The organism is Citrobacter sp. Cf116 (assembly GCF_030336505.1).
GTDB lineage: Bacteria > Pseudomonadota > Gammaproteobacteria > Enterobacterales > Enterobacteriaceae > Citrobacter > Citrobacter freundii.
The window spans coordinates 82,263-94,126 of sequence record NZ_JAOWEQ010000041.1 but is presented as its reverse complement, the minus strand read 5'-3'; the positions used below and the strand labels follow the sequence as shown (position 1 = coordinate 94,126).

Annotated in this window: 11 protein-coding genes; 8 read left to right on the top strand and 3 right to left on the bottom strand. The window is 53.5% G+C overall.

Features of this window, described 5'->3' with window-relative positions:
• Nucleotides 1–8: 8 nt before the first annotated feature.
• The gene (locus OGV74_RS21405; protein ID WP_060855471.1) at nt 9–293 is read left to right on the top strand and encodes a hypothetical protein; all 285 of its coding nucleotides are present in this window, start codon (nt 9–11) and stop codon (nt 291–293) included.
• 197 nt (nt 294–490) lie between these two features.
• Entirely contained in the window at nt 491–1,222 is a 732-nt protein-coding gene (traT, locus tag OGV74_RS21400; RefSeq protein ID WP_003837465.1) for a complement resistance protein TraT, read from the top strand.
• A gap of 63 nt (nt 1,223–1,285) precedes the next feature.
• Here traT and OGV74_RS21395 read toward each other — a convergent pair whose 3' ends face one another.
• Together OGV74_RS21395 and OGV74_RS21390 are read right to left on the bottom strand one after the other, a co-directional pair.
• Nucleotides 1,286–2,080, bottom strand: coding sequence for a DUF2950 family protein (locus tag OGV74_RS21395; RefSeq protein WP_016149562.1), 795 nt, complete (start codon nt 2,078–2,080; stop codon nt 1,286–1,288).
• A 10-nt stretch (nt 2,081–2,090) separates the two neighbouring features.
• Nucleotides 2,091–3,695 carry a DUF3300 domain-containing protein gene (locus OGV74_RS21390; RefSeq protein ID WP_086504919.1) on the bottom strand — a complete coding sequence of 535 codons (1,605 nt, stop codon included), beginning with the start codon at nt 3,693–3,695 and terminating at the stop codon, nt 2,091–2,093.
• A 448-nt stretch (nt 3,696–4,143) separates the two neighbouring features.
• Here OGV74_RS21390 and acnB point away from each other — a divergent pair, with 448 nt between their 5' ends.
• The 6 genes from acnB to OGV74_RS21360 all read left to right on the top strand — a co-directional run bounded on the left by acnB (nt 4,144) and on the right by OGV74_RS21360 (nt 11,431).
• Nucleotides 4,144–6,741, top strand: a complete 2,598-nt coding sequence (gene acnB / locus OGV74_RS21385) for a bifunctional aconitate hydratase 2/2-methylisocitrate dehydratase (protein WP_003845763.1) — start codon at nt 4,144–4,146, stop codon at nt 6,739–6,741.
• 174 nt (nt 6,742–6,915) lie between these two features.
• The gene (gene yacL / locus OGV74_RS21380) at nt 6,916–7,278 is read left to right on the top strand and encodes a protein YacL (protein ID WP_020996227.1); all 363 of its coding nucleotides are present in this window, start codon (nt 6,916–6,918) and stop codon (nt 7,276–7,278) included.
• Nucleotides 7,279–7,459: 181 nt separating this feature from the next.
• Complete coding sequence (locus OGV74_RS21375; RefSeq protein ID WP_032937563.1) at nt 7,460–8,413, top strand: 2-keto-3-deoxygluconate permease 1; 954 nt, start codon at nt 7,460–7,462, stop codon at nt 8,411–8,413.
• A complete protein-coding gene (gene dtnK, locus OGV74_RS21370; RefSeq protein WP_086504921.1) occupies nt 8,410–9,681 on the top strand; it encodes a D-threonate kinase in 1,272 nt (423 codons plus the stop codon). Before OGV74_RS21375 ends, dtnK begins: the two co-directional genes overlap by 4 nt.
• A complete protein-coding gene (locus OGV74_RS21365; RefSeq protein WP_032937567.1) occupies nt 9,671–10,654 on the top strand; it encodes a D-threonate 4-phosphate dehydrogenase in 984 nt (327 codons plus the stop codon). Before dtnK ends, OGV74_RS21365 begins: the two co-directional genes overlap by 11 nt.
• Before the next feature lie 9 nt (nt 10,655–10,663).
• Nucleotides 10,664–11,431 (top strand): DeoR/GlpR family DNA-binding transcription regulator, encoded by a 768-nt coding sequence (locus tag OGV74_RS21360; protein WP_008786221.1) that lies wholly within the window; start codon nt 10,664–10,666, stop codon nt 11,429–11,431.
• Nucleotides 11,432–11,461: 30 nt separating this feature from the next.
• Here OGV74_RS21360 and OGV74_RS21355 read toward each other — a convergent pair whose 3' ends face one another.
• The gene (locus tag OGV74_RS21355) at nt 11,462–11,809 is read right to left on the bottom strand and encodes a YacC family pilotin-like protein (RefSeq protein WP_003018667.1); all 348 of its coding nucleotides are present in this window, start codon (nt 11,807–11,809) and stop codon (nt 11,462–11,464) included.
• Nucleotides 11,810–11,864: the final 55 nt, after the last annotated feature.

Genomic DNA, 11,864 nt, shown 5'->3' with positions numbered 1-11,864 from the left:
GGGAAATGATGAAACGTTTTTTAAAAGCAGCAGTAATGACTACTGTGTTTATTTCCGGCATGGCACTGGCACAGGATGCCGTCATTCCATGGGCTACCAACAGCGGTGGCACTGAAAGCACGCATATTGCGGCAATGGGACAAAATTTGAATGCGCAGCATCAGCAGATTAGCCAGACACAGGAAGGTGTGTGGGCCACAAACTCTGGCAGCATTCGAGCTGACGAAGTAGCACTTACCAGCACGAAGCCGGCGTTTAAAGGTTATCCTGAATTAATGCCGCATCAGAATTAACTCTCCCGCTCACGTCAGACAAATCCACGCTGACGTGAGCGTCGCCAATCCCAAACTACCAGTTCTGGTAGTCATCTTATTGATATCTCCACTAAAAAAAATTGCGCAACTGCCGATACTTTTTTCGCCATTGTGTGGCTACTGGCCGCGCGGTTAAGAGGCTCTGGACTCTCTATTACACGAAAAAAGGAAAATACATGTCTTTAAAAAAAATCGCGGTTGTTGGCATGATTGTCGCGACAATGACACTGACCGGTTGTGGCGCGATGACCACCGCCGTTAAAAAACGTAACCTTGAAGTGAAAACGCAGATGAGTGAAACCATCTGGCTGGAGCCTTCCAGCGAGAAGACCGTCTACATTCAGGTAAAAAATACCTCTGACAAAGACATGAGTAACCTGCAAACCCTGCTGGCAAATGACTTGTCCGCTAAAGGTTATAAAGTGACCAGCTCACCAGACAGCGCTTATTACTGGGTACAGGCGAACGTATTGAAAGCGGACAAAATGGATCTGCGTGAAGCTCAGGGCTTCCTGAAAACGGGTTATGAAGGTGCCGCGATGGGCGCAGCGTTGGGTGCGGGGATTACCGCCTATAATAGCAACTCCTCTGGTGCGGCGCTGGGTGTTGGTATCGCGGCGGGGCTGATCGGCATGGCTGCGGATGCGATGGTGGAAGACGTAAACTACACCATGGTCACTGACCTGCAGATCTCTGAACGCAGCAAAGCGAAAGTGACAACGGATAACGTTGCGGCGTTGCGTCAAGGGACATCCGGTATCAAGTTGCAAACCAGCAGCGCGCAAGGCGATCGTGCAAAATATCAGACTCGCGTCGTGTCTAATGCTAACAAAGTGAATCTGAAGTTCGAAGAAGCGAAGCCGGTTCTGGAAGCTCAGTTGGCGAAATCTGTCGCTAACATCCTGTAATTTGCTGTGGGTTGCCGGGGGGCGGCTACGCCTTACCCGGCCAACTAATCTTTCGAATTGGTATCAGGGCGCTACGGGCTGCCAGGTTTTATCCGGATGGAATGTGGTTAACGCCTGTGCTTTTTGCTGAGAATCAACGCCGAGATCGGCCTGATAGACTTTATCATCACCGTTAATCATAAAACTCATCACGCCGGTGTGATCATAGCTAACAGGCCAGGCCACCATGGCAAAACCGCTGGTTTTGTCGGGAAGGATACGAAAATGATAGCCGTGATAGCCCGTGCCAGGTTCCTGTGGACTAAAGGCCGGGCCGAGCGGGCTTGGCGCTTCGCCGGGTGAAACAGGCCAGTACAGACCATCTTTTTTCCCTTCAGAACTGACAATCTTTTGCGCGTATTTCTGGTTCATCGCAAAATAGCTCTGCTGGGCATCTACATAAGCGTGTAACGCCTCGATAGCCGCGAGTTCGTTTCGTCCAATCTCACGGGTCAGGATCTCTTCGGCCGCTTCCTTGATATCAAATTGCCAGCCTGAAGCGTTTTTGACGACCGGGATTGGCAATTGCCAGTCGCTATCCCCGACCACCAGATGCGCGGTATTGCCGTCGACAACGGTATTATGGCGAACCTTCCAGTCGCGCAGGAAACGATCAACCGCATCAGGATCGACGCCTTCTGGCGGTAGAAAATCACGCCAGTTTTCCCCGAGCAGGTTGCTCATTGCACTTTCATTTTGCTCACTAATCGCGTTTGCCAGCGCATCGGTCGCCTGGTCTGGTGTGCTGAAGGATTGTTGTGCCATCGCGGCAGCCGAAACCATGAACAACACCATTCCACTGAGTAGTTTATTTTTCATGTCGGCTCCCTTAACGATGACGGAATTCACGGTGTTCAGCACGCCCGCCAGAAGGCTGGCGTGCTGGCTGATTACGGGCGACCTGCCGGCTCTGTGCCCCTCGCTGTTGCTGCGCCTGCCAGTTGGCGGAGCGACTGTCGTTCCCGCTCAGCGCATTGGCGCGTGGCTGGCTGGTCCGTTGTTGAAGATTGCGCTGTTGCACATTGCGTTGCTGCGCCGGTTGCGTGACCCGTTTCTCCTGTCGCTGGGCGACTGCCTGACGATTTTCACGTTGCTGTATGCTTGTCCGTTTCGCGGTTTGCGGTTTGGTATCGTAACCACGGTAGTTATTACGTTGGGAAATTTGCTTCAGCTGTTGGCTGGATGCCTGACGCTGGGCGTCTTTCGTGCCCGTACGCGCCGTCTGCGGGAATGTTTTTCCCGTTGATTTTTCCATTTGGCTCATCGCAGCCTGGCGTTGGCTATCACGGTTGACCGGTCTTTGCTGGGTTGAACTTAAACCTGTAGCCGTGTTAGTGGAGTGGAAGCGGTTATTGAGCTGGTTATTTGGGTATGGCACACCCTCACGATAGGCCGGGTTGTGCTGCCAGGTACGGTTGGCGTCTGTCAGTCGTTGTCCACTGATTTTATTAAAGTTATCAACGTTAATATTGATGTTGTTATCACCATTACGGTTATAGCCGCCATGGTTATCCCAGTCATCATTATGATGGTGATCGTCGTCGTCATCCCAGTCGATGTTGCTGAAGATGGCATAGGTTGTGGCAACACCGAGGCTGAAGCCTAAACCATTAACGAAGCTGTTACCAAACTGCTCGCCGGGCGTTGGCGGCAGATAGGTTGGCGGATAGGCGGTGTTCGGCCAGGTACCGTAAACCGTATTCGGGTTATAGGTAGGAACGTACACCACCTGCGGATCGGCGGATTCAATTTTGATTACCGTTGGGCTTGTTGAGGCGGTCGTGGCTGTTGTGGTCGCTGAACTGGTCGTCGACTCGCTGGTGACGGTTTTAGCCGGCGCCGCTTTGGTCACGGTGGTGACTGTCTGCTGCGGTGTCGATTGCAACGCACCGGTCTGTTGCGCCAGTGCACGCAGGCGTTGAACGGAATCCATAACATCTTTTGGCTGCGCAAGGAAAGCATCGCCCAGACTTTGTACCCACGGCGGATTTTCATCCATCAGCGACATCAACTGAGGAAAGGCGACCAGCGATTTCACGCTGGGATCCCAGGGCTGGCTGGCAACGGCCTGAATGGCGGCATCGCCCTGCATTTTGGGATTGTCTTTTGACCACTGTGCGGCCTGGATGACGTTAGCCGGATAGGTTGAGGCCATCAAAATTTGCGACAGCAGCGAGTCTGGATAGAGTGCGATAGGTGCAACCCACTGATCGATTTGTGCTGCCGAGTAGGTTGGTGCCACGACGGGCGCTGTTTGGTCGGCCGGGGCAGGGGCCGCTACGGGCGCTGGAGCCGGTGCTGACGGTTGCTGTGCAACGGGGGCCGGAACTGCAGGCTCCGTAGCACGACTTTTAACGAACATCACGCCTGAGGCGGCAAACAGCCCGACACTGCACAAAAGGACAAGCAGATGTGGCTTAAGGGGCAACTTCATAAAATGACTCCAACGAGACAAGCGCTGTGCCGTGAGGCGTTCCTGTTGCCGCGAGTATTATTCACCCGTGTTAGACAGTTTTGACTTTTATTGGGGATTCACCCGGTAGGTCCGGAAAAAGAGTGTGAGGATTTATTACACAATTATATCTGATGGCTGAAAAGTCGCTGGAAAATTCAGCATCTCGCGCTTGAAAATCAACCGTTTCAGGGTGGTTTTAGGTAGCCTGAATTGCGTTCCGCCTTGCCGCTACACCATTCTTAACGATTCAGCCAATTTTTTATGTTGCTTTTTTGTAAACGGATTAACACTTAATGAAAATCCTGTTATTGTGCCTTATGCGGTACCGGGCATTTACCCTACTAACTACTGTCTCACAGGAGCGTGAAGAGAATCGCCCATCTACAAAAGCGCCGCATTATGACAATGAGAGCGAGGAGATATCGTCGTGCTAGAAGAATACCGTAAGCACGTAGCTGAGCGTGCTGCCCAGGGGATTGTGCCAAAACCTTTAGACGCAACCCAAATGGCCGCACTTGTCGAGCTGCTGAAGACCCCGCCTGTGGGCGAAGAAGAATTCCTGTTAGACCTGTTGATCAACCGTGTTCCTCCTGGCGTAGATGAAGCCGCTTATGTTAAAGCTGGTTTTCTCGCTGCCGTCGCGAAAGGCGACACCACCTCCCCGCTGGTTACTCCAGAAAAAGCCATTGAACTGCTGGGCACCATGCAGGGTGGTTACAACATTCATCCGCTGATCGACGCGCTGGATGACGCCAAACTGGCACCGATTGCCGCCAAAGCGCTCTCTTCAACGCTGCTGATGTTCGATAACTTCTACGATGTGGAAGAAAAAGCCAAAGCGGGCAACGAATATGCGAAGCAGGTCATGCAGTCCTGGGCTGATGCCGAATGGTTCCTGAACCGTCCGGCTCTGGCTGAAAAAATCACCGTTACCGTCTTTAAAGTGACCGGTGAAACCAACACCGATGACCTCTCTCCGGCACCGGACGCATGGTCCCGCCCGGATATCCCGCTGCACGCGCTGGCGATGCTGAAAAACGCCCGTGAAGGTATCGAACCGGATCAGCCGGGCGTAGTTGGCCCGATCAAACAGATCGAAGAATTGCAGAAAAAAGGTTACCCGCTGGCTTATGTGGGTGATGTTGTCGGTACCGGTTCTTCGCGTAAATCCGCGACCAACTCCGTGCTGTGGTTCATGGGTGACGACATTCCTCATGTGCCGAACAAGCGCGGCGGCGGCCTGTGCCTCGGCGGCAAAATTGCACCTATATTCTTCAACACCATGGAAGATGCGGGCGCACTGCCGATTGAAGTGGACGTGTCGAACATGAACATGGGCGACGTGATTGACGTTTACCCGTTCAAAGGCGAAGTACGCAACCACGAAACAGGCGAACTGCTGGCCAGCTTTGAGCTGAAAACCGATGTCCTGATCGACGAAGTACGTGCCGGTGGTCGTATTCCGTTGATCATCGGTCGTGGCCTGACCACCAAAGCGCGCGAAGCGTTGGGTCTGCCGCACTCAGACGTCTTCCGTCAGGCGAAAGACGTGGCGGAAAGCAGCCGTGGCTTCTCCCTGGCACAGAAAATGGTTGGCCGCGCCTGCGGCGTGAAAGGTATCCGTCCGGGCGCGTACTGCGAACCGAAGATGACCTCCGTGGGATCTCAGGATACCACCGGTCCAATGACCCGTGACGAACTGAAAGACCTGGCGTGCCTGGGCTTCTCAGCTGACCTGGTGATGCAGTCCTTCTGTCACACCGCTGCCTATCCGAAGCCGGTTGACGTGACCACGCACCACACGCTGCCAGACTTCATCATGAACCGTGGTGGTGTTTCCCTGCGTCCGGGCGATGGTGTTATCCACTCCTGGCTGAACCGTATGCTGCTGCCGGATACCGTAGGTACCGGTGGTGACTCCCATACCCGTTTCCCTATTGGGATCTCCTTCCCGGCAGGTTCTGGCCTGGTGGCGTTTGCTGCAGCGACCGGCGTGATGCCGCTGGATATGCCGGAATCGGTACTGGTGCGCTTCAAGGGTAAAATGCAGCCGGGTATCACTCTGCGTGACCTGGTTCACGCCATTCCGCTGTACGCGATCAAACAGGGTCTGCTGACCGTTGAGAAGAAAGGTAAGAAGAACATCTTCTCTGGCCGCATCCTTGAAATCGAAGGTCTGCCGGATCTCAAAGTGGAGCAGGCGTTCGAACTGACCGATGCTTCCGCAGAGCGTTCTGCTGCGGGCTGTACCATCAAGCTGAACAAAGAGCCGATCGTTGAGTATCTGAACTCTAACATCGTTCTGCTGAAGTGGATGATCGCGGAAGGTTACGGCGATCGCCGTACGCTGGAACGTCGTGTGCAGGGCATGGAAAAATGGCTGGCGGATCCGCAGTTGCTGGAAGCCGACGCTGACGCAGAATACGCGGCGGTGATCGACATTGACCTGGCTGACATCAAAGAACCAATCCTGTGTGCACCGAACGATCCGGACGACGCGCGTCTGCTGTCTGACGTACAGGGTGAGAAGATCGACGAAGTGTTCATCGGCTCCTGTATGACTAACATCGGCCACTTCCGTGCCGCTGGTAAACTGCTGGATGCGCACAAAGGTCAACTGCCGACGCGTCTGTGGGTGGCTCCGCCAACCCGTATGGATGCGGCACAGCTGACCGAAGAAGGTTATTACAGCGTGTTCGGTAAGAGCGGTGCGCGTATCGAAATTCCAGGCTGCTCTCTGTGCATGGGTAACCAGGCGCGTGTCGCCGACGGCGCAACGGTGGTCTCGACCTCTACCCGTAACTTCCCGAACCGTTTAGGTACCGGGGCAAACGTCTACCTGGCTTCTGCGGAGCTGGCGGCGGTTGCGGCGCTGATCGGCAAACTGCCGACGGCGGAAGAGTACCAGACCTATGTGGCGCAGGTGGATAAAACTGCCGTGGATACTTACCGTTATCTGAACTTCGACCAGCTGTCTCAGTATACGGAGAAAGCCGATGGTGTGATTTTCCAGACCGCGGTGTAATGCGCTAACGCGTTTTGTGTAAAAACACATCAATGCCCGGAGAAGTCTGCTTCTCCGGGCATTTTTATTTCTATTCCTTATACCCACTACGCTTTTTTTCTGCCGCGCTGCTGCGATAATTACAGCAAGGCGCGATGCGGTATTGGCGCATTGCCGGGAGTAGAGGAAGACATTATGGATTACGAATTTCTGCGCGATATTACCGGGGTGGTAAAAGTGCGTATGTCCATGGGCCACGAGGTGGTGGGGCACTGGTTTAATGAAGAAGTGAAAGAAAACCTGGCCTTACTTGATGAAGTGGAACAGGCGGCGCGTGCGGTTAAGGGCAGTGAGCGCTCCTGGCAGCGAGCAGGGCATGAATACACGCTCTGGCTGGATGGCGAAGAAGTGATGGTTCGCGCTAATCAGTTGGAGTTCTCTGGAGATGAGATGGAAGAAGGGATGAGCTATTACGACGAAGAAAGTTTTTCGCTTTGTGGTGTAGAGGACTTTCTTCAGGTTGTGGCGGCATACCGCGAATTTGTGCATCAATCCTGAGATATTTCAGATATCAATGAAGCCGGGTGAGACAACCCCGGCTTTTTTTTCGCCTGGAATGATTGTTTGATTTTTATTAATCATTCTAAAACTGTGATCTGGCGCGTTTGTGATCTTATTTTGATTAAATATAATCGTTATGATTTTATTTAATCACAACATAACAACAGGCGGGAAGACCATGAACATCAAGAAGGCAATAGAACGCGTACCCGGCGGCATGATGGTTGTGCCGTTGGTTATCGGTGCCATTATCAACACTTTTGCCCCGCAGGCGTTGCAGATCGGTGGATTCACCACTGCTTTATTTAAAAATGGCGCGGCTCCCTTGATTGGCGCGTTCCTGCTCTGTATGGGCGCGGGAATTAGTGTAAAGGCCGCGCCGCAAGCTTTGCTACAAGGCGGCACGATTACGCTGACCAAGTTACTGGTCGCGATTGCGATTGGTCTCGGGGTTGAACACCTGTTTGGCGCGGAAGGCATCTTTGGTTTAAGTGGTGTCGCCATTATTGCGGCAATGAGTAACTCCAATGGTGGGCTTTACGCGGCGTTGGTTGGCGAGTTTGGCAATGAACGCGATGTCGGCGCGATCTCCATTTTGTCTCTGAATGACGGACCTTTCTTTACCATGATAGCGCTGGGCGCGGCGGGTATGGCAAATATTCCTATCATGGCGCTGGTGGCGGTTCTTGTTCCGCTGGTGGTTGGCATGATCCTTGGTAACCTCGACGCCAACATGCGTGACTTCCTGACGAAAGGCGGCCCGCTGCTCATTCCTTTCTTTGCGTTTGCCCTTGGAGCCGGTATTAACCTGGAAATGCTGCTGCAAGGCGGTTTGGCGGGCATTCTGCTGGGCGTGCTGACCACCTTTGTGGGCGGCTTCTTTAACATTCGTGCCGATCGTCTGGTTGGCGGGAGTGGTATTGCTGGTGCTGCGGCATCAAGTACGGCGGGGAACGCCGTCGCAACGCCTCTGGCCATCGCACAGGCCGATCCCTCGCTGGCAGAGGTTGCCGCTGCGGCAGCGCCGCTGATCGCTGCATCAGTCATTACAACCGCCATTCTGACGCCAATTCTTACGTCGTGGGTCGCGAAAAAACAGGCGCGTCAGACCGTGCAGGAGAAGAAAGCATGAAAATGATCGTTATCGCCGATGACTTTACGGGCTCTAACGATACCGGCGTACAACTGGCGAAAAAAGGGGCGCGTACCGAAGTAATGCTGACCCCAGCGCAGAAACCGTCGCGCCGCGCCGATGTTCTGGTCATCAATACGGAAAGCCGGGCGATGCCGGCAATGCAGGCCGCTACGGCTGTACAACAAGCGTTAGCGCCATGGTGTGGGGACGTAACAACACCACTGGTATACAAAAAAATTGACTCGACATTCCGTGGCAATGTGGGAGCTGAAGTCACTGCAGCCATGCGTATAGCCGGTCGGACGCTGGCCGTGATTGCGGCAGCGATTCCTGCTGCCGGGCGCACCACGCAGGATGGCTTGTGCCTGGTCCATGGTGTACCGCTGCTGGAAACGGAATTCGCCAGCGATCCAAAAACGCCTATTCACTCTTCGCGTATTGCTGAACTGGTCGCGCTGCAAAGCAATATCCCTGTACATGAGGTGTCGCTGGTGGATGTGCGTCGGGGAAGTTTGAGTGCGCTGCTGAGCGCTTTTGCAAAAGCCGGCGAATGTATGGTGGTGGTGGATGCTGTGGAAGAGCGAGATCTCGCGCTCATTGCACAGGCAGTTTGTGAGCAAAAAAAGATGCCGCTGCTCGTAGGGGCGGCAGGGCTGGCCAATGCTTTACCGGCCGGAACGTTTATGCAAGAGAAGCAGGAATTACCGGTGTTGGTTGTGGCTGGCTCAATGAGTGAGGCAACGCGACGTCAGGTGGAAAAAGCAGTGTGTCAGGGCCGGGCAAAAGTTGTTGATATCGATGCCGCGCGATTGGTTGCATCGTCATTTGCACCGGAAATGGACTCTGTTATTGAACAGGCTTGCGCGCAGTTGAGCCAGCAGCAACACACAATCCTGCGTAGCAGTCGGTGTGCAGAAGACCGGGACATGATCGACACGCTGTGTTTCAACGTGGGGATGAGTCGCCAGCAGTTGGGAGAACTGCTGAGTCAGCGTCTTGGGGAGACAACGCTGCGCATTATTGAACAAGCACGTATCGGCGGTTTGTTCCTGACCGGAGGCGATATTGCCACGGCGGTCGCCAGTGCGTTGGGTGCTGAAGGGTATCGCATCCACAGTGAGGTTGCCCCCTGTATTCCGTGCGGAACGTTTGTGAATAGCGAGATTGACGACTTGCCGGTAATTACCAAAGCGGGTGGATTCGGTTCTGATACGACCCTTTGCGATGCGCTGTATTTTATTGAGGAGATGTACCGTGGTAACTAAAACAATTGCGATTACGATGGGAGATCCGGCGGGGATTGGTCCGGAAATTATTGTTAAAGCGCTACGCGAAGATGAACTTAATGGTGCACCGCTGGTGGTGGTCGGGTGCCTGAAAACGCTGCAGCGATTGCAGGCTCAGGGGCTGGCTGACGGAGTAACATTTCGCGCAATCGAACAGGTTGCTGATGCCCGATTTACGCCAGATACGATTCATGTGATTGATGAGCCGTTGGCACAACCCGAAGAACTTGTTCCCGGAAAAGTGCAGGCCCAGGCGGGCGATCTGGCCTATCGCTGTGTGAAACGGGCGACTGAACTGGCGATGAAGGGGGATGTGCATGCCATCGCGACCGCGCCGTTGAACAAAGAGGCGCTGCATCTCGGCGGACACAATTATCCGGGACATACCGAACTGCTGGCAACGCTGACCGAAAGCCGTGACTACGCGATGGTGCTGTACACCGATAAGCTGAAAGTTATCCATGTTTCGACGCATATCGCACTGCGCAAATTCCTTGATACGCTCAATGGGCAACGTGTCGAAACGGTGATTGGTATCGCGGATACCTTCCTGAAGCGCGTAGGCTTTGCACATCCGCGTATTGCCGTTGCGGGGGTGAATCCACATGCCGGAGAGAATGGTTTGTTTGGCGATGAGGAAATTCGTATTGTCGGACCCGCGATTGAGAATATGAAAGCGAAGGGGATGGATGTTTACGGTCCGTGCCCGCCGGATACCGTGTTTTTACAGGCTTATGAAGGTCAGTATGACATGGTGGTGGCGATGTACCACGATCAGGGACATATCCCGCTGAAATTGCTTGGTTTCTATGACGGTGTAAATATCACAGCAGGTTTGCCGTTTATTCGTACCTCTGCCGATCACGGTACGGCATTTGATATCGCCTGGACGGGAAAAGCAAAATCTGAGAGCATGGCCGTATCGATCAAACTGGCAATGCAACTGGCGTAATTTACTGTTATGAAAGGGCAACATCGTCTGGATAAGATTGTGGCGTATTTGAAAAATCATACGCTGGTTACCGTGGAACAGTTGGTTGACGCGGTTGACGCCTCTCCAGCAACGATCAGGCGCGATCTCATCAAGCTGGATGAGCAGGGCGTGATCAGCCGTAGCCACGGCGGTGTTGCGTTACGGCGCTTTGAAGCGGCGCAGCCGACCACGAACGAAAAGCAACTGCGATCGCCTGCTGAGAAACGGGCGATTGCGCGTTTTGCCGCCTCAATGGTGCGTGCGGGCGATGCCGTGGTGCTTGATGCCGGTACCACAATGCTGGAGCTGGCAAAATGTCTGACGCATTTGCCGCTGCGAGTAATTACCGTTGATCTGCACATTGCCCTGTTTTTGTCAGAATTCCGTCAGATAGAGGTGACGATTGTCGGTGGGCGCATCGATGACAGCAGCCAGTCCTGTATTGGTGAGTTTGGCCGGAAAATGTTGCGTAGTGTCTATCCCGATATCGCTTTTATGAGTTGTAACACCTGGAGTATGGAAAAGGGTGTAACCACGCCAACGGAAGACAAAGCGGGATTAAAGCAGGAAATTATTGCGAATGCCCAACGGAAGGTATTACTGGCGGATAGCAGTAAGTACGGTGCACATTCGTTATTTAACGTCGCGCCGCTTAGTTGTTTTACCGATGTTGTTACCGATGTGAATCTACCGCCAAACGCGCAGACTGAATTAAAAGCGCAATCCGTTGCCCTGACGCTGGTACAGCCAGAGTAACGGCTCTCTCAATACTGATTGCGCCGGAGATTATTTAACGTAGGCCAACAGGCTCAGAGAATCACGCGCCAGTGCTTTGCATTTCTTTGCCGTGGGGATGCCGATACCGCTGAGATCGCGGTAGCTGTCTTCACCCAGCGCTTTCATATTGAAGGTATCGTAATTACTCAGGTCCCACTGGTTTTGCTGGGCAAAAAAGACCAGTGCGCGACGGATCTGCCCATTAGGCAAATTCTGGTATCCACAGTCATTTTTCAGAAAAACAAAAACTGCCGTTAAATCGGCCATATCTTCGGCTTCGGACTCGCTGAGCGCGTAGCTGTTTGCGCATACGGCCATCAGGCTGCCGAACAAAACTGTTCTGAAAAACGTCTTCATTGCTTCTACCACTGCATCACGGAATTTAAACGTTAGCATACTGCGAGCGAAGCGA